This window comes from Phyllobacterium sp. MT110, assembly GCF_058792715.1.
The window spans coordinates 44,374-60,927 of the sequence record NZ_JBXAFE010000001.1; the positions used below are offsets into that span (position 1 = coordinate 44,374).

The window sequence follows — 16,554 nt, forward strand, 5'->3', positions numbered from 1 at the left end:
TGATAAGTAACTGGACGCATATCACTTATCGATGATAAATTGTCAAGCATGGCAAAACGAAGTGATATCAAATTGCAGCGCGAGGCGGTCATCAGGGCTGCTCTGGATTTGCTCGGCGAAACCGGGGTCGACGGCCTGACCACAAGACGCATTGCGGCGGCTTTGGGTGTTCAGCAGCCGGCATTGTACTGGCACTTCAAGGACAAGGCCGCTTTGCTCGATGCGCTGGCCGAGGCCATCCTGATGGAAAACCACAGCCGCTCCCTGCCGCTGCCTGATGAAGACTGGCGGCATTTCCTGATCGAGAATGCGCGCAGCTTCCGGCGCGCCCTGCTCGCCTACCGCGACGGGGCCAGGGTCCACGCCGGGTCGCGGCCCAGTCCGGCACTCTATCCCGCTGTGGAAGCGCAGCTCGGTTTCATGGTTGCCGCAGGATTTGATAGTGTGGCAGCCGGGTACATCCTGCAGGCGGCCGGGCATTATGTCGTCGGTTCGGTGCTTGAACAGCAGGCCGCCATGGCAGCAAACGGTCTGCCGGACCACGGGACAGGGGCCGATCTGGCATCGGAAATAGGCACGCAGTTTCCGCTGCTCGGTCAAGCCTTCCGGAAGCTCGAAAATGTCTCGCCGGATGAAGGTTTTGAATTCGGGCTTGTCGCGCTTGTCGCAGGTTTTGAAAGTCTGCTGTGAGACGCGTCACTTTGGCTGTGTGCCACCTCCGTTCAACAGTTTAGACTGTTTACAAACTCGAATGGACACTGGTAAACATAATTTACCAGTTGATGGAGTTTGCTGGGAGGAGGTTTCATGTCCGGATTGGTGATGCCGAAGGCCGATGCGGCGACCATGTCGCGCCGCAAGGAGATCGTTGCTGCCTTGCAGGCCATCGTTCCGGGTGAAGGCGTTGTCGACGTTACCAACGAAATGCGCGCATTCGAATCCGATGCACTGACCGCCTATCGCCAGCTTCCGCTCGTCGTCGTCCTGCCGCAGACTGTGCGGCAGGTTTCGCAAATCCTGAAATATTGCCACGACAACAATGTGAAGGTCGTGCCGCGCGGGTCGGGAACATCGCTGTCCGGCGGCGCCCTGCCGCTCGAAGATGCGGTGCTGCTGGTTATGTCGCGGTTCAACCGCATCCTTGAAATCGATTATCCGAACCGCGTCGCTGTCGTGCAGCCGGGCGTGACCAATCTCGGCATCACCAAGGCGGTGGAGCACGAAAGTTTCTATTACGCGCCGGACCCCTCATCGCAGATCGCCTGTTCGATCGGCGGCAATGTCGCGGAAAATTCCGGTGGCGTGCATTGCCTGAAATACGGGCTCACGGCCAACAATGTCCTTGGGCTTGAAATGGTTCTGATCAGCGGCGAGGTCGTGCGGCTTGGCGGCAAGCATCTCGATTCGGAGGGCTATGACCTGCTCGGCCTGATGACCGGCTCGGAAGGGCTGCTCGGCGTGGTGACGGAAGTCACCGTCCGCATCCTGCAAAAGCCCGCAACGGCGCGGGCCTTGATGGTCGGTTTTCCCTCAAGCGAAACCGCCGGGCAATGCGTTGCCGATATTATCGCTGCGGGCATCATTCCGGGGGGCATGGAAATGATGGATCGTCCGGCGATCCACGCCGCCGAGGATTTCGTCCATGCGGGCTATCCGCTTGATGTGGAAGCGCTGCTGATCATCGAACTCGACGGTCCGGCGGTGGAGGTCAACCATTTGATCGACATGGTCGAGAAGATCGCCGGCAGGAACGGCGCGTCCTCCTGCATCATATCGCAGAGTGAAGAGGAACGGATGACGTTCTGGGCGGGCCGCAAGGCGGCCTTTCCGGCCGTCGGGCGCATTTCACCGGATTACCTCTGCATGGACGGCACGATTCCGCGCAAGGAATTGCCGCAGGTTCTGGCGGGCATGCGCGCGCTTTCGGAAAAATACGGGCTGCGCGTCGCCAATGTCTTCCATGCGGGGGACGGCAATCTGCATCCGCTCATTCTTTACGATGCCAATATTCCCGATGAACTGCGCAAGGCCGAAGATTTTGGCGCCGATATCCTGCGGCTGTGCGTCAAGGTGGGCGGCGTTCTCACCGGTGAACATGGCGTGGGTGTCGAGAAACGTGAGCTGATGCCGGAAATGTTCAACGAGATCGATCTCAACCAGCAGATCCGCGTGAAATGCGCCTTCGATGACAAACATCTGCTCAATCCGGGAAAAGTCTTTCCGCAGCTGCATCGCTGCGCCGAATTGGGGCGGATGCATGTGCATCGCGGCCAGCTGCCCTTTCCCGATATTCCGAGATTCTGATCGATGCTGTTGAAGATATACACGTTTGAGACCATGGCGCGCTGACATGACCATATTGACCCCTTCAACCGAGACCGAAATTGTCGAGGCGGTGCAATGGGCATTGTCCGAGGGCGCGCCGGTAGAAGTCTGCGGCCATGGGTCGAAGCGCGGACTTGGCCGTCCGCTGCAGACCGAGCACACGATTGCCCTGTCGAACCATTCCGGCGTGACGCTCTATGAACCGGATGAGCTGGTATTGAGCGCCAGGGCCGGAACACCCATCGCTGAGCTGGAGGCCCTGCTTGCCTCCAAGGGCCAGGCCTTTCAGTTCGAACCCATGGATTACGGACCATTGCTGGGACAGGCGGCGGGGCAGGGCAGTCTTGGCGGTGTCCTTGCCGCCAATCTGTGCGGTCCGCGCCGGTTGAAGGCCGGGTCCGCCCGCGATCACGTGCTGGGCGTACGCGTCGTCTCGGGGCGCGGCGAACTGTTCAAATCAGGCGGCCGGGTGGTCAAGAACGTGACTGGCTATGATCTGTCCAAGGGCATGGCCAATTCCTGGGGCACCCTTGGCATCGCCACGGAAATCACCTTCAAGGTTTTGCCTGCGCCGGAGACGGAGACAACACTGGTTGTTCGCGGCCTGATGGACGATGAGGCCGCACGAGCCATGGCCATCGCCATGGGGTCGAGCGGCGAGGTGGCGTCTGCCGCGCATTTGCCGGTGAACATTTGCGGACGGGTTATCGAGGGCGTTCTGAAAGGCGAGTCTTCGACACTGCTCCGGCTGGAGGGCTTTGCCCCTTCCGTTGCCGACCGCGTGGCGATGCTGCGGGGCCTGCTGTCGTCCGCCGGTGCCATCGAGGAAATTTCCGGGGAGGTATCGCGCAAGCTCTGGCAGGAAGTGCGCGACGTCATTCCGTTCGCCGATGGAACCGAGCGGCCGGTCTGGCGCGTGTCCATGGCACCGATGGAAGCCCACAAGCTGGTGGCATCCATGCGCATGGGCGCTGCGGCCGATGCCTATTATGACTGGCAGGGCGGACTCATCTGGATGCGGCTCGACGGTGAACCCGAAGCGGAGGCAGTCCGGGCCCTCATCCGCAAATATGGCGGCGGCCATGCCACGCTGGTGCGCGCGCCCGATGCGGTCCGCGCGGCCACCCCCGTCTTCGAACCGCAGCCCGCAGCACTGGCGGCCCTGTCGAAGCGGCTGAAACAGCAGTTTGACCCGGACGGTATCCTCAATCCCGGCCGCATGGTTGCAGGAGTGTAGCATGCAGACCAACTTCACCCCGCAGCAGTTGCTTGACCCCGGTGTTGCCGAATCCGAAAAGATCCTGCGCAAATGCGTCCATTGCGGGTTCTGCACCGCCACATGCCCGACCTATGTCACGCTGGGCAACGAACTCGACAGCCCGCGCGGGCGCATCTATCTCATCAAGGACATGCTGGAAAATGGCCGTCCTGCCGATGAGCAGATTGTCAAGCATGTCGACCGCTGCCTGTCCTGCCTTGCCTGCATGACCACCTGTCCGTCGGGTGTGAACTACATGCATCTGGTCGATCATGCCCGTGCCCACATCGAAAAAACCTATAAACGCCCGGCGATGAACCGTTTCATCCGGGCGCTGCTGGCTTTTGTTCTGCCGCATCCCCAGCGCTTCCGGCTGTCATTGACGGCGGCAAAATTCGGCCGTCCATTGGCGCCGCTGTTCCGGTCCATCCCGGCGCTGAAACCGGTTGCAGCCATGCTTGACCTCGCGCCGAAATCCGTTCCGGCAAAATCACGCTTTGCCGAGCCGGGCCTGTACACGCCGGCGCTGGAAAAGCGGGGCCGTGTCGCCATCCTGACCGGCTGCGCCCAGCCGGTGCTGAAACCCGGCATCAACGAGGCGACGATCCGCCTTTTGACCCGTCTCGGCGTTGAAGTCGTCGTGCCGAAGGGCGAGGGCTGCTGCGGCTCCCTCGTCCACCATATGGGCCGCGACGAGGCTGCGCTGGATGATGCCCGCCGCAACGTCGATGTCTGGACACGTGAGTTGAACGCGGGTGGGCTCGACGCCATCATCGTCACGGCGTCGGGCTGCGGCACGACGATCAAGGATTACGGCCATATGCTGCGGCTCGATCCGGACTACCGTGACAAGGCGGCTGTCATCTCCGGGCTTGCCAGGGATATCACCGAATATCTGACGACCCTCGATCTGCCTGCGCCGTCGCAACCGGCAGATCTCGTCGTCGCCTATCACTCCGCCTGTTCGATGCAGCATGGCCAGAAGCTGACACGGCAGCCGAAGGATCTGCTGAAAGCCGCCGGTTTTACCGTCCGCGAGCCCGCCGAGGGGCATCTTTGCTGCGGGTCCGCCGGGACCTACAACATCATGCAGGCGGAGATTGCCCGCACGCTGCGCGACCGCAAGGTGAAAAATATCGAGGCGACGGGCGCCAGCGTCATTGCGACAGGCAATATCGGCTGCATCACCCAGATTGCCAGCGCGGCGAAGCTGCCCATCGTCCATACGGTCGAATTGCTGGACTGGGTCTATGGCGGACCGCGGCCGGAAGGTGTGCCTGCGCCTGTCTTGCGCGCTGCCGAGTAGGCAAAAGAAAGGCGGTGGCTCCATCGGAACCACCGCCCAGTTTCGGCACCGCCCCCGGTGCCGTCCCCACTAACTCTCACATCACAACGACTTTCGTGCCGACCTTGACGCGTTCGTAGAGATCCGTGACATCCTCATTGCGCATGCGGATACAGCCGCTGGAGACGGCGTGGCCGATCGTCCAGGGCGCGTTGGTGCCGTGAATGCGATACAGCGTATTGCCCAGATAAAGCGCGCGGGCGCCGAGCGGGTTGGCCGGGCCGCCTTCCATGTGAACCGGGAGAACCTTGCCCTTTTCTCTCTCGCGCTCGATCATCGAAGCAGGCGGGCGCCAGTCCGGCCATTCCGCCTTGCGGGTGATGTTGTTGGTGCCGTTCCAGCCAAAGCCTTCCTTGCCGACGCCAACACCATAGCGGCGGGCCTGGCCATCGGCTTCGACAAGAAAGAGGAACCGCTGGGAGGTATCGATAACGATGGTACCGGGCGCCTGCGGGCCACTATAGGCAACGGTCTGCGGCAGGAATTTCGGGTCCATGGCGCGCTTTTTGGGCTGCGCTTCGGCGGCAGGTTCTGCCGGGCGGCGGAATGACACTTCGCGTACGGCCGGGTTGGCCGCCTCTTCGGTCCGGGCGGGACGGCGTGCTTCGCGGCGATGCATGCTTGTGCCGCGTGCCGGCGGGTCGCTCAGGACAACGCGGTCGCGTATATTGACCGAGGTGCCAACGGGGCGTTCCCGCAACTGCATCACCCACGGCGCGGAAAGGTCGGGGCTCATCACCACCGGCGGCCGGGTCGCGTAGCGCTCGCTGGCATTGGCGTGGACTGTAAAGGCGGTCAGGCAGGAGGTGACAAGCAGCAATGCGGTCTTCATCGGGCAATTCTCTTGGCAATCAACGCTCCTGACAGGATTTGTCAGGTTTCGGATTGAGTTTGCGCGCGTGGCGGTAGAAAAAAGTGAACGAGGATCAATAAAAAGCGATTCTTTCCGGAAACTATTTGTTGTGGTTACCGGATGGTTTCGGTCACTGGTTAATGCCAGGTGAACACGTTCCGGAAGGATAGGCAGATGACAGACGAAGCGCCGGTAAAGACGGGTTTGATGACGGGCGAGGACGGCGAGACCAGATGTTCCTGGCCCGGAGCGCTGCCGGAATATATCCACTATCACGATCACGAGTGGGGACGTCCTGTCACGGACGACCGCCGCCTGTTTGAAAAGATATGCCTGGAAGGCTTTCAATCGGGATTGTCGTGGCTGACCATCCTGCGCAAGCGCGAAAACTTCCGCGAGGCGTTCGACGGCTTCGATTTCGAGCGCATCGCCCGCTATGGCGAGAAGGATATCGAGCGGCTGCTGGCCAATGCCGGGATCATCCGCCATCGCGGCAAGATCACCTCGACCATCAACAACGCCAGACGCGTCCTTGAACTCCTTGAGGAGAAAGGTTCGCTTGCCGCCTATTTCTGGAGCTTTGAACCGCCTGTTGAGGAGCGGCCCAGAATTGTCGACTATGGCACGCTGATGGCCAATCCCACGACACCGGCGTCGGTGCGCCTCTCCAAGGATTTGAAGAAACGCGGTTTCAGCTTTGTCGGACCCACCACCATGTATGCGCATATGCAGGCCATGGGGCTGGTGAACGACCATGTGGAAGGCTGCAAGTGCCGGGCGGAGATCGAAAAAATCCGCGCCAATTTCAAACGGCCTGTCTGATCCACCTGTAGTAAACTGAAAACGGCATGCGGGCTTGCTTTGCTGCGGCAATTGCGAGCCGGTAATTCCTTGCCCTCCATGCCCTGATCGGTTAGAGCAAACTCCAATTCAAAGTTGATACTTCAAGGCATCGGATCAAAATCATGACAACGAAGGCAGACAGGTTGAAGGCGCGGCTGCCGCGCGGTTTTGTGGATCGGGTTCCCGATGATCTGCGTGCTGCCGAAACGATGATGGCCGACATCCGCAAGGTCTACGACCTCTACGGTTTCGAGCCCGTGGAAACACCGCTCGTCGAATATACCGATGCGCTCGGCAAGTTCCTGCCCGACCAGGACCGGCCGAACGAGGGCGTGTTTTCCTTCCAGGACGATGACGAGCAGTGGCTGTCGCTGCGCTACGATCTGACGGCGCCCTTGGCGCGTTTTGTGGCCGAAAATTTCGAGAGCCTGCCAAAGCCTTATCGCAGCTACCGTGCGGGCTGGGTGTTCCGCAATGAGAAGCCGGGTCCCGGCCGTTTCCGCCAGTTCATGCAGTTCGATGCCGATACGGTCGGCGCGCCCTCCGTCTCGGCGGATGCGGAAATGTGCATGATGATGGCTGACGTGATGGAAGCTGTCGGCATCAAGCGCGGTGATTATGTCATCCGCGTCAACAACCGCAAGGTGCTGGACGGTGTGCTGGAGTCCATCGGGCTGGGCGGCGATGACAAGATGGGCCAGCGTCTGGTCGTGCTGCGCGCCATCGACAAGCTCGACAAGTTCGGTGTCGACGGCGTGCGTCTCTTGCTCGGTAAAGGCCGTCTCGACGAAAGCGGCGACTTCACCAAGGGCGCGGGCCTCGACGAGGCGGCGATCGCCAAGGTGCTGGCATTTACCTCAGCCGGTGGTGCCAATGGCAGTGAGACCATTGCCAATCTGGAAGCCGTTGTCGCCGGAAACGACAAGGGTGTCGAAGGCGTTGCCGAACTGGCTACCATCGAGGCTCTGTCCTCGGCTGCCGGTTATGGCGCGCGCATCCGCATCGATCCATCCGTGGTGCGCGGCCTTGAATATTACACCGGCCCGGTCTTTGAAGCCGAACTAACCTTCGACGTGACCAATGAGAAGGGCGAAAAGGTTGTTTTCGGTTCCGTTGGCGGCGGCGGCCGTTATGACGGTCTGGTGTCGCGCTTCCGCGGCGAACCCACCCCGGCAACGGGCTTTTCCATCGGTGTATCGCGTCTGATGACGGCGCTGAAGAACCTTGGCAAGCTTGACACGTCGGATAATGTCGGGCCGGTGGTCGTGCTGGTCATGGACCGCGACACGGCAAGCCTCGGCCGCTACCAGAAGATGGTTTCGGACCTGCGGCAGGCGGGCATTCGCGCCGAAATGTATCTCGGCGGTTCCGGCATGAAGCCGCAGATGAAATATGCGGATCGGCGTGGCGCACCCTGTGTGATCATTCAGGGTTCGCAGGAACGTGACAATGGCGAAGTGCAGATCAAGGACCTGATCGAAGGTGCGCGTCTTTCGGCCGAGATCGAGGACAATACCGTGTGGCGTGAAGGCCGTCAGGCGCAGATCACTGCCAAGGAAAGCGATCTCGTCGCGGAAGTGCGCAAGATTCTCGAAGCCCAGGCTGAGGATCGCGCCAACGCCTTGAAGGCTGGCTGATCCGCTATGACCGGTTCCCGCGCTCCTGTCTTTGCCCGTGACCTTGCCGCGCTGATTTCCGCGCGGGATGCGGAGCTTGTGGATATTCCGGTCATTCAACCGGCTGACCAGTTTCTGGACATGGCAGGCGAGGACTTGCGCCGCCGGATTTTCCTCACTGAGAACGAGAACGGCCAGAGCCTGTGCCTGCGCCCGGAATTCACCATTCCGGTCTGCCGCAACCATATCGAGCTCAATGCCGCGACGCCCAAGCGTTATGCCTATCTGGGGGAAGTGTTCCGCCAGCGGCGCGAGGGCGGCAACGAATTCTTTCAGGCCGGGATCGAAGATCTGGGCGATGCCAACCGCGCTCGTGCGGATGCCCGTTCGCTGGCCGATGCCATTGCCTCCATCCGTCTTGTCGCACCGAAGGCCGAACTCGAAACGCTGCTCGGCGATCAGGCGATTTTCGAAGCGGTTCTCGCGGCACTCGGCCTGCCGCGCGGCTGGCAGAAAAAGCTGGCGCGCGCCTTTGGCAATCCGGGTCAGCTGAAGAGCCTGCTCGCCGATCTCTCGTCCAGCCAGAAGAACGGTTCTCTGCCCGAACACCTCACCGCGCTGGTCGCCGACGGTGACGAGACCGGACTTGCCGCCGCGCTGGAACAGGACATGCAGGTGGCGGGTATTTCGCCGGGCGCCGGGCGCAGTCCGCATGAAATTGCGCGCCGTCTGATCGAAAAAGCCAATCTGGCCTCGGTCAAGCTGCCGGCGCAGGCTTTTGCCGCGCTCGAAACATTTCTCGCCATCCGGGTGCCGCTGCAGGCTGCTTCGTCTCACCTGCACACTTTCTCGCGGGCCAATGAGTTCGATCTCGGACCGGCGCTCGACCAGTTCGAAGCTCGGGTTGTCGCCGTGTGCGAAGCCGGGATCGAGCAGGAAAACATCGTCTACGATGCCGCTTTTGGCCGTCCGCTCGATTATTATACCGGGCTTGTCTACGAGACCCGCGCGCTCGCCAGTCCTGATCTTGGCGCCATTGTCGGCGGCGGGCGCTATGACCGGCTTTTGACCATGCTTGGCGCTGTCGATTCCATTCCCGGCGTCGGTTTTTCGATCTGGCTCGACCGGCTGGAGAAAATTGCCGGAGATGCGCGATGACCATTACCCTTGCGCTTCCCTCCAAGGGCCGCCTCAAGGAACAGGCCCTTGAGGTCCTTGAAAAAGCCGGGCTGAAAGTCATCCTGCCCAAGGATCAGCGCAACTATCGCGCACAGGTCAAGGGTGACAGCAGGATCGACATCCTGTTTCTGTCGGCCTCGGAAATCGCCCGTGAGCTTGGCTATGGCAGCGTTGATCTCGGGGTAACCGGCGAGGACCTCATCCGTGAGAGCCTGTCGGCAGCCGACGAGCGCGTGCAGATCGAAGCGCGGCTTGGCTTCGGCCATGCGGATGTGGTCGTGGCCGTGCCCGAGGTCTGGTACGACGTGTCGACGATGGCTGACCTCGACGATGTGGCGGCCGAGTATCGCCAGCGTCACGGCAGGCGTTTGCGGATCGCCACCAAATACTGGCGCCTGACCCAGCAGTTTTTCTCGCAGATGCATGGTATCCAGGTCTACCGCATCGTTGAAAGCCTTGGCGCCACCGAGGGCGCTCCGGCATCCGGCTCCGCCGATATCATCGTCGATATCACCTCGACGGGCTCGACCCTGCAGGCCAATCACCTCAAGGTTCTGGAAGACGGCATCATCCTCAAATCCGAGGCGTGCCTCGTTTCCTCGCGCCGCAGTGCCGATCCCGCGGCGGTTGCGGCTCTGGCGCAACGCATACGGGCGGCGATAGCGCGCGGCTAAGCATCAACTATCCGTGATATCACGTGGCTTTGTAACTTTTACGGCCGCTCATACGTATTTCCCAACGAGATGACTGATATGTTTCGGTCATCCTGTTCAGGGAGACTTTGTCATGATGACACGCCGATCGCTTTTTGGCGGAGCTGTTCTGGGGCTTGGAGCGCTGATTGCCGCGCGCTTTTCCTCCCAGCCCAAAGCCTATGCAGCCGGTACTTTTGAAGTCGAGCATACGGATGCAGAATGGAAGAAGCTGCTCACCGCAGATCAATATGATGTGCTGCGCAAGGAAGGCACGGAGCGCCCGTTCACCAGCCCGCTCAACCACGAAAAGCGCAAGGGTACATTTGCCTGCGCCGGGTGTGATCTGCCGCTCTTCGATTCCGACACCAAATTTGACAGCGGCACCGGCTGGCCGAGTTTCTGGGCGCCGATCAAGGGTGCTGTGACGGAAGTGTCGGACAGTTCCTTCGGCATGACACGCACCGCCGTCAACTGCCACCGCTGCGGCGGCCATCTGGGCCATGTCTTTGACGACGGGCCGCAGCCGACCGGTCTGCGCTATTGCATGAACGGCGTCGCCCTTACCTTCAAACCAGCCGCCGCCTGATATCCGGGAAAGGATTATCGATATGAAATTGCGTCAAATTCTGCTCGCTTCCTGCCTCATCTTCACGCCGGTCACTGCCTTTGCCGAAAGCATCACCATGGTTCCGCCACCCGCCATGGACCAGGCGGCAACCGCGAAGACGGAAACGATCGTTCTCGCCGGCGGCTGCTTCTGGGGCGTGCAGGGTGTCTACCAGCATCTGAAGGGTGTCACCAATGCGGTGTCCGGCTATTCCGGCGGCAAGAAGGAAACCGCGAGCTACGAGATTGTCAGTTCCGGCAACACCGGCCATGCGGAATCCGTCGAGGTGACGTTCGATCCCAAGGTGGTCAGCCTCGGCAAGATCCTGCAGGTCTATTTCTCCGTGGTGCACAATCCGACAGAGTTGAACCGGCAGGGCCCGGATTCGGGAACGCAGTACCGCTCGGCGATTTTCACCACGAATGAGGATCAGGCGAAGATTGCCAGCGCCTATATCGCCCAATTGGATAAGGCAAAGGCCTATTCGGGACCGATCGTCACCAAGATTTCCGCTCTGGACAAGTTCTATCCCGCGGAGGGCTATCATCAGGACTACGCGACGCTGCATCCCTCGCAGCCCTATATCGCCTATTATGATCTGCCGAAGATCGAGGGCCTCAGCAAACTCTTCCCGCAGGACTACCGGGACAAACCTGTTCTGGTCAGCGAGGCGAAAGCGTCAAACTGACGGGCAACCGGGACAATAAAAAGGCCGCGTCAAGCGGCCTTTTCCATGGAAGATGGACCGATTTCAGCGAAGCTTGGCATCGACCGAAAGTGTGCCTGCACCATGCTGGGCCAGAACGAAGAAGCCGCCGGCGATAGCCAGGTTCTTGAAGAACTGGATGCTTTCGAAGGGTGCCCAGTGACCGACATAGGCGGCGCCGAGCGTAAAGAGGCCGAGAAGAATGGCTGCGTAGCGTGTCTGGAAGCCGAAGAGAACGGCAAGGCCGCCCACGAGTTCGACGAGACCGACGACAGCAGCTGTTACGGTTGGCAGCGGCAGGCTCTTGGCTGCAAAATATTCAGCCGTACCGGCCAGGTTGGTCAGCTTGCCATATCCCGCCGGGATGAACAAAAGGGTCAGCAGAATGCGGCTGATCAGTGTGGCGATGGCATTGCTGGACGTTGTTGAGTTGGCAAGTGCGTTGTCTGACATGGGATCGTTCTCCAGAGTTTGTCGTGACAACCGAATACCTAAATTCGATTGTCAAACAAAGCCACTATTTTCTCGACGCATTGTTCACAATGAAATGATTTTCTCTTCTCATTCCGGTGCGATCATGCGTTCTGGACGAACGAGACGGTCATAATCCTCGGCCGAAACGTGGCCGCTGGCCAGTGCTTCCTCGCGCAAGGTCGTGCCGTTCTTGTGGGCGGTCTTGGCGATTTTGGCTGCATTGTCGTAGCCGATGGCGGGCGCAAGCGCCGTGACCAGCATCAGGGAACGCTCGAGCAGGTCCTTGATGCGCACTTCGTCCGCTTCGATGCCCTCGACACAATTGTCGGCGAAGGACACCATCGAATCCGCAAGCAGGCGGATCGACTGCAGGACGTTGAGCGCAATGACCGGCTTGAACACGTTGAGCTCGAAATGGCCCTGGCTGGCGGCGACGGTAACTGTCGTCTGGTTGCCGAATACCTGTGCCGCGACCATCGTCAGCGCTTCCGCCTGCGTCGGGTTGACCTTGCCTGGCATGATCGACGAGCCCGGTTCGTTTTCCGGCAGCTTCAATTCACCGAGGCCGGAGCGGGGGCCTGAACCCAAAAAGCGGATGTCGTTGGCGATCTTGAAGAGATCGGTGGCAAGCGCGTTCAGGCTGCCGTGGAAGTTGGCGAGCGCGCCATGGCTGGCAAGCGCTTCGAACTTGTTCGGTGCTGTCCTGAAGCTGAGACCGGTGATATCCGACACGGCTTCGGCAAAGCCGGTATCGAAGCCAACAGGGGCATTGAGGCCGGTGCCGACGGCTGTGCCGCCCTGTGCCAGCAGGAACACATCGGCAAGGCTCTGTTCGATGCGCTTGCGGGCATATTCCAAAGCGGCGCGATAGCCGGAGAATTCCTGGCCGAGCGTGACTGGTGTCGCATCCTGCGTATGCGTACGGCCGATCTTGATGATGTCGGCAAAGGCCTTTTCCTTCTTCGCCAGGGCAGCCGTCAGATGGTCAAGGGCAGGATAGAGCCGCTTGGTCGCCTCGACGGCAGTGGCGATATGGATGGCGGTCGGGAACGTATCGTTCGACGACTGGCTCATGTTGACGTGATCGTTGGGATGAACCGGCTTCTTCGAGCCCTTTTCCCCGCCGAGCATCTCGATGGCGCGGTTGGAAATGACTTCATTGGCGTTCATGTTCGACTGGGTACCGGAACCGGTCTGCCAGACGACGAGCGGAAAATGATCGTCCAGCTTGCCTTCGATGACTTCTTCCGCCGCAACGGTGATGGCACGGCCGGTCACGTCGTCGAGCTTGCCGAGCGCCATGTTGGTCTCGGCGGCAGCACGCTTGACGATGCCAAGGGCGCGGACGAGCGGGATCGGCATTCTTTCGCCGCCAATCTTGAAATTATGCAGCGAGCGCTCGGTTTGCGCGCCCCAGTATTTGTCCGCGGCGACTTCGATGGGACCAAACGTATCTGTTTCGGTGCGGGTATTGCTCATCGTGCTTTCTATCCTGTTGGAAGTTGCCGGAAGAACTACTGCTAACCTCCGCGCGAGGCAAGGTTTGCCAGGAGAATGTTGTTCTGGAAATCGTTCGGCAATGGGATAAAATCGATTATACGGCGTTCTGCGCAAATGAAAATTTCGGCAAGGTTACCCATGAATTCACCCCAGGAGATGCCTGTTCTTGCCAATTGCTCGGGACAGTATCGTGAGTCGGTGCCCCAGGCGGCGCTGAAGCCGCATTTTCTCTGCGTCTGGAGCCATATAAGCCCGCATGCGGCGGGAAAGCCGGTGACCGTTGTCCCCGATGGTTGCGTCGATATTCTGTGGTCGCAAGGCCGTTTGAGCGTGGCCGGTCCCGATATCGCACCCCATGTGGTTGATCCCGGCATAAAGAGCGTTGTCGGCATGCGTTTCGCGCCGGGCGCTGCCGCAAAATGGCTCGGCCTGCCCATGTCCGAACTTGTGGGATTGCGGGTTGATCTCGGCGAATTGTGGGGTGCAAAAGCCGAGGCGCTTGTGAACACGCTGAGCCCGGCACAATCGGAGACAGAGGCAATGCAACGGCTGGAAACGGCTATTGCCGCAATGGCGGGTTCGATGGACCGGCCCGATGAGGCCATGTCCCGTACCTTTTCGGCGCTCGGCCGGGTGGGTGAGGGGTCGCACGTATCCCGGCTCGCCAGGCTTCTCGATATGAGCGAACGCACGTTGCGGCGGCACTGCCGGACGCATTTCGGCTATGGTCCGAAAACACTCGAACGCATCCTGCGCTTCCAGCATTTCCTCCGTTTGGCACAGTGTACGCCGGAAAGCAGCCTTGGCATGCTGGCATTTGAGGCGGATTATGCCGATCAGGCGCATTTGAGCCGGGAGGTAAAAGCGCTGGCGGGCATATCGCCCGGCGATGTCGTGCAGCAGATGGCGGCCTGATTGGCCGTTTTGTTCAAGACAGGCCGGTGCGATAAGCGATAGGTAACATGCAAATGGGGAGGACAGGCCGTGGTGACGCGTGACTCGCGAACTCTACAGGTTTCCATCGAACGGGATTGGCATGCGGTCTACGACTTCGCGTCCAATCCGGAGAATGTGCCGAAATGGGCATCCGGGCTGGCATCCGGTTTGCAAAAGCTTGGTGATGAGTGGCTTGCGGACGGGCCGGTCGGGAAACTGCGCATCCGCTTCGCCCCGTTGAATGCCTATGGGGTCCTGGATCATTGGGTTATGACGGAAACCGGCGAGGAGGTCTATGTGCCGTTGCGCGTGATCCCGAACAATGATGGCTGCGAGGTCAGTTTCACGCTGTTCCGCATGCCTGACATGAGCGAGGGCAAGTTTGCGGAAGACGCCGCATGGGTTTTGAGAGATTTGACGGCATTGAAAGCCGTTTTGGAAACGCAGCAGATATGAAGGGCGAATGATGGCTCAATCGGGCAGGGACAAACGGATCGACTATATCGAATTCAACGTCAGCGACATCGGCCGCATGCGCGCATTCTATGGCGAGGCGTTCGGCTGGACCTTCAAGGATTACGGTCCGGAGTATTGTGAATTTTCCGATGGCAATCTCACGGGCGGCTTTGCTGCCGGCGGTGACGTGCGAACCGGCGGCCCGCTGGTCATTCTGTTCGCCGATGACCTTGCCGGTGCCCAGAAACGTGTCGAAAGCGCTGGTGGGAAAATCGTCAAGCCTGTTTTTGATTTCCCCGGCGGGCGGCGCTTTCACTTCGCCGACCCGGATGGCTATGAACTCGCGGTCTGGTCCGACAAATAGGCAGCCCGTTCAGGCGGCCAGCTTCAGCATGTGCGCGTCGTAGCGCTCCATGAACTGGCGCAGCAGCTGCGGATATTCCGGCGTGACCGCCGCCTTGACGCTCGGACGTTCCGACAGGGCCTGGCGCCACGCCCGGACCTTCGGGTAAGCGGCAAACACGCCATGTTCCGTGAGTGTGTCGAAGGTGTCGAAATAGCGGAAGACAGGGGCGAACACCGCATCGACAAGACTGAATGTCTTGCCGGCAAAGAACGGCCCGTCGCCGAGAACTTCTTCGAGGCGGGCAAACTTGGCTTTCAGTGTCGCAAGCTTGTCGTTGAACAGCGCGGCATCCCCTGTGGTTTCCAGTGACCAGATATCCGAAAGGATGGTCGAGCCGAATTCCATCCAGCCACGATGGCGGGCGCGCTCGAGGGCATTGTCCGGATGCAGGCGCGGTTCACCTTCAGTCTCTTCGATATATTCGGCAATGACCGTGCTTTCGAACAGGACAGCCTCGGAGCCATCGTCCTGTTCCACCTTCAGCAGCGGGACCTTGCCCAGCGGCGATATTTTGAGGAACCAGTCCGGCTTGGCATTGAGATCAATGTAGATCTTTTCGAAGGGCACGCCTTTTTCCGCAAGTGCAATCGCCGCGCGCTGCACGTAGGGGCAAAGGAGATGGCTGATCAGGGTAAGTTTCTTGGTCATGGCGGGTCTCCCTATTCGTGATGGCTGAACAAGCAAAAAGGGCGACCGTCGAAACGGCCGCCCTTTGGAACTTATGCGGAGCGCGCTGCCTTCAGGGCCTTGCCCCACCAGACGAGCTGATCGAGCTGGTTGGTGGCTGCCTCATTCAGATGGGCATAATCGTCAAGCGTCTTTTCACCCTTGACCACGCTCAGATATTCCGGGAACGAGATGTGGATGCCTGTCTTGACCGAGGCTGCACTCATCTCGACGAAAATCCCGCGCAGGTGCTCGATGGCCCGTGCGCCGCCGACACCGCCATAACCGACGAAACCGACCGGCTTGTGGATGAAGTCGCCAAGATCGATCGCGTTCTTCAGCACGCCCGTTGGCGCGTGGTTGTATTCGGCGACCGTAACGACATAGGCATCGAATTCACGCAGCTTCTTCTTCCAGCGTTCCGCCGTCTCGCTCTGTTCCGTGGTCGCACGCTCTTCACCGAAAAACGCCATCGGATAGTCGATGAGATCGAGGATTTCGACCGCGACATCGTCGCGTTTGCCCGCAACGTCGGCGATCCATTTCGCCGGGAACTCGGCAAAGCGGCCAATGCGCGTGCTGCCAACGATGATGCCGATCTTCAGTTTCGTCATATTCAGAATTCCTCAGGTTTTTTGCTGTGGTAACTATTGGTTACTGGCGCTATATAAGTGACTGTTGAAAATACC

The 16,554-nt window shown here is 60.1% G+C and carries 18 protein-coding genes; 13 read left to right on the forward strand and 5 right to left on the reverse strand.

Features of this window, described 5'->3' with window-relative positions; all coding sequences use genetic code 11:
- Positions 1-48 precede the first annotated feature (48 nt).
- The 4 genes from AC1Q5O_RS00225 (at position 49) to glcF (ending at position 4,889) form a co-directional block, all read left to right on the forward strand.
- On the forward strand, positions 49-690 hold the full coding sequence (locus AC1Q5O_RS00225; RefSeq protein WP_492561523.1) for a TetR/AcrR family transcriptional regulator C-terminal domain-containing protein: 642 nt from the start codon (positions 49-51) through the stop codon (positions 688-690).
- Positions 691-807: 117 nt separating this feature from the next.
- Positions 808-2,304, forward strand: coding sequence for an FAD-linked oxidase C-terminal domain-containing protein (locus AC1Q5O_RS00230; protein WP_492561524.1), 1,497 nt, complete (start codon positions 808-810; stop codon positions 2,302-2,304).
- Positions 2,305-2,350: 46 nt separating this feature from the next.
- A complete protein-coding gene (gene glcE / locus AC1Q5O_RS00235) occupies positions 2,351-3,562 on the forward strand; it encodes a glycolate oxidase subunit GlcE (RefSeq protein ID WP_492561525.1) in 1,212 nt (403 codons plus the stop codon).
- Between the two features lies 1 nt (position 3,563).
- Positions 3,564-4,889: a glycolate oxidase subunit GlcF gene (gene glcF / locus AC1Q5O_RS00240; protein WP_492561526.1), complete on the forward strand. Its 1,326-nt coding sequence runs from the start codon at positions 3,564-3,566 to the stop codon at positions 4,887-4,889.
- Between the two features lie 76 nt (positions 4,890-4,965).
- Here the strand turns inward: glcF and AC1Q5O_RS00245 are convergent, their stop codons facing one another.
- Entirely contained in the window at positions 4,966-5,760 is a 795-nt protein-coding gene (locus tag AC1Q5O_RS00245) for a L,D-transpeptidase (RefSeq protein ID WP_492561527.1), read from the reverse strand.
- A 195-nt stretch (positions 5,761-5,955) separates the two neighbouring features.
- Here AC1Q5O_RS00245 and AC1Q5O_RS00250 point away from each other — a divergent pair, with 195 nt between their 5' ends.
- From AC1Q5O_RS00250 to msrA, 6 genes are all read left to right on the forward strand, one after another.
- Entirely contained in the window at positions 5,956-6,603 is a 648-nt protein-coding gene (locus tag AC1Q5O_RS00250; RefSeq protein ID WP_492561528.1) for a DNA-3-methyladenine glycosylase I, read from the forward strand.
- Between the two features lie 143 nt (positions 6,604-6,746).
- Positions 6,747-8,261: a histidine--tRNA ligase gene (gene hisS / locus AC1Q5O_RS00255; protein ID WP_492561529.1), complete on the forward strand. Its 1,515-nt coding sequence runs from the start codon at positions 6,747-6,749 to the stop codon at positions 8,259-8,261.
- Between the two features lie 6 nt (positions 8,262-8,267).
- A complete protein-coding gene (locus AC1Q5O_RS00260; protein ID WP_492561530.1) occupies positions 8,268-9,398 on the forward strand; it encodes an ATP phosphoribosyltransferase regulatory subunit in 1,131 nt (376 codons plus the stop codon).
- Positions 9,395-10,093: an ATP phosphoribosyltransferase gene (hisG, locus tag AC1Q5O_RS00265; protein WP_492561531.1), complete on the forward strand. Its 699-nt coding sequence runs from the start codon at positions 9,395-9,397 to the stop codon at positions 10,091-10,093. The genes AC1Q5O_RS00260 and hisG overlap by 4 nt, the downstream gene beginning before the upstream one ends.
- A gap of 112 nt (positions 10,094-10,205) precedes the next feature.
- Positions 10,206-10,700 carry a peptide-methionine (R)-S-oxide reductase MsrB gene (msrB, locus tag AC1Q5O_RS00270; RefSeq protein WP_472461717.1) on the forward strand — a complete coding sequence of 165 codons (495 nt, stop codon included), beginning with the start codon at positions 10,206-10,208 and terminating at the stop codon, positions 10,698-10,700.
- 22 nt (positions 10,701-10,722) lie between these two features.
- Positions 10,723-11,409: a peptide-methionine (S)-S-oxide reductase MsrA gene (msrA, locus tag AC1Q5O_RS00275; RefSeq protein WP_492561532.1), complete on the forward strand. Its 687-nt coding sequence runs from the start codon at positions 10,723-10,725 to the stop codon at positions 11,407-11,409.
- Between the two features lie 63 nt (positions 11,410-11,472).
- Here the strand turns inward: msrA and AC1Q5O_RS00280 are convergent, their stop codons facing one another.
- On the reverse strand, positions 11,473-11,880 hold the full coding sequence (locus AC1Q5O_RS00280) for a DoxX family protein (RefSeq protein WP_464662804.1): 408 nt from the start codon (positions 11,878-11,880) through the stop codon (positions 11,473-11,475).
- 108 nt (positions 11,881-11,988) lie between these two features.
- The gene (gene fumC / locus AC1Q5O_RS00285) at positions 11,989-13,380 is read right to left on the reverse strand and encodes a class II fumarate hydratase (protein WP_463011682.1); all 1,392 of its coding nucleotides are present in this window, start codon (positions 13,378-13,380) and stop codon (positions 11,989-11,991) included.
- Between the two features lie 159 nt (positions 13,381-13,539).
- On the opposite strand from fumC, the gene AC1Q5O_RS00290 reads away from it, so the two are divergent.
- From AC1Q5O_RS00290 to AC1Q5O_RS00300, 3 genes are all read left to right on the forward strand, one after another.
- Positions 13,540-14,316 (forward strand): helix-turn-helix domain-containing protein, encoded by a 777-nt coding sequence (locus tag AC1Q5O_RS00290; RefSeq protein WP_492561533.1) that lies wholly within the window; start codon positions 13,540-13,542, stop codon positions 14,314-14,316.
- A 69-nt stretch (positions 14,317-14,385) separates the two neighbouring features.
- Positions 14,386-14,793 carry an SRPBCC family protein gene (locus AC1Q5O_RS00295; protein ID WP_223611688.1) on the forward strand — a complete coding sequence of 136 codons (408 nt, stop codon included), beginning with the start codon at positions 14,386-14,388 and terminating at the stop codon, positions 14,791-14,793.
- Positions 14,794-14,803: 10 nt separating this feature from the next.
- Positions 14,804-15,157 (forward strand): VOC family protein, encoded by a 354-nt coding sequence (locus AC1Q5O_RS00300; protein ID WP_492563040.1) that lies wholly within the window; start codon positions 14,804-14,806, stop codon positions 15,155-15,157.
- 9 nt (positions 15,158-15,166) lie between these two features.
- On the opposite strand, the gene AC1Q5O_RS00305 is transcribed toward AC1Q5O_RS00300, so the two are convergent.
- Positions 15,167-15,847 carry a glutathione S-transferase family protein gene (locus AC1Q5O_RS00305; protein ID WP_223611686.1) on the reverse strand — a complete coding sequence of 227 codons (681 nt, stop codon included), beginning with the start codon at positions 15,845-15,847 and terminating at the stop codon, positions 15,167-15,169.
- A 71-nt stretch (positions 15,848-15,918) separates the two neighbouring features.
- The gene (locus AC1Q5O_RS00310; RefSeq protein ID WP_492561534.1) at positions 15,919-16,479 is read right to left on the reverse strand and encodes an NADPH-dependent FMN reductase; all 561 of its coding nucleotides are present in this window, start codon (positions 16,477-16,479) and stop codon (positions 15,919-15,921) included.
- Positions 16,480-16,554 lie beyond the last annotated feature (75 nt).

What these genes read in the sequence shown, in the direction of transcription:
- AC1Q5O_RS00225 (WP_492561523.1), top strand. Translation starts at nt 49, where the DNA reads ATGGCAAAACGAAGTGATATCAAATTGCAGCGCGAGGCGGTCATCAGG.
- AC1Q5O_RS00230 (WP_492561524.1), top strand. Translation starts at nt 808, where the DNA reads ATGTCCGGATTGGTGATGCCGAAGGCCGATGCGGCGACCATGTCGCGC.
- glcE (WP_492561525.1), top strand. Translation starts at nt 2,351, where the DNA reads ATGACCATATTGACCCCTTCAACCGAGACCGAAATTGTCGAGGCGGTG.
- glcF (WP_492561526.1), top strand. Translation starts at nt 3,564, where the DNA reads ATGCAGACCAACTTCACCCCGCAGCAGTTGCTTGACCCCGGTGTTGCC.
- AC1Q5O_RS00245 (WP_492561527.1), bottom strand. Translation starts at nt 5,760, where the DNA reads ATGAAGACCGCATTGCTGCTTGTCACCTCCTGCCTGACCGCCTTTACA.
- AC1Q5O_RS00250 (WP_492561528.1), top strand. Translation starts at nt 5,956, where the DNA reads ATGACAGACGAAGCGCCGGTAAAGACGGGTTTGATGACGGGCGAGGAC.
- hisS (WP_492561529.1), top strand. Translation starts at nt 6,747, where the DNA reads ATGACAACGAAGGCAGACAGGTTGAAGGCGCGGCTGCCGCGCGGTTTT.
- AC1Q5O_RS00260 (WP_492561530.1), top strand. Translation starts at nt 8,268, where the DNA reads ATGACCGGTTCCCGCGCTCCTGTCTTTGCCCGTGACCTTGCCGCGCTG.
- hisG (WP_492561531.1), top strand. Translation starts at nt 9,395, where the DNA reads ATGACCATTACCCTTGCGCTTCCCTCCAAGGGCCGCCTCAAGGAACAG.
- msrB (WP_472461717.1), top strand. Translation starts at nt 10,206, where the DNA reads ATGATGACACGCCGATCGCTTTTTGGCGGAGCTGTTCTGGGGCTTGGA.
- msrA (WP_492561532.1), top strand. Translation starts at nt 10,723, where the DNA reads ATGAAATTGCGTCAAATTCTGCTCGCTTCCTGCCTCATCTTCACGCCG.
- AC1Q5O_RS00280 (WP_464662804.1), bottom strand. Translation starts at nt 11,880, where the DNA reads ATGTCAGACAACGCACTTGCCAACTCAACAACGTCCAGCAATGCCATC.
- fumC (WP_463011682.1), bottom strand. Translation starts at nt 13,380, where the DNA reads ATGAGCAATACCCGCACCGAAACAGATACGTTTGGTCCCATCGAAGTC.
- AC1Q5O_RS00290 (WP_492561533.1), top strand. Translation starts at nt 13,540, where the DNA reads ATGAATTCACCCCAGGAGATGCCTGTTCTTGCCAATTGCTCGGGACAG.
- AC1Q5O_RS00300 (WP_492563040.1), top strand. Translation starts at nt 14,804, where the DNA reads ATGGCTCAATCGGGCAGGGACAAACGGATCGACTATATCGAATTCAAC.
- AC1Q5O_RS00305 (WP_223611686.1), bottom strand. Translation starts at nt 15,847, where the DNA reads ATGACCAAGAAACTTACCCTGATCAGCCATCTCCTTTGCCCCTACGTG.
- AC1Q5O_RS00310 (WP_492561534.1), bottom strand. Translation starts at nt 16,479, where the DNA reads ATGACGAAACTGAAGATCGGCATCATCGTTGGCAGCACGCGCATTGGC.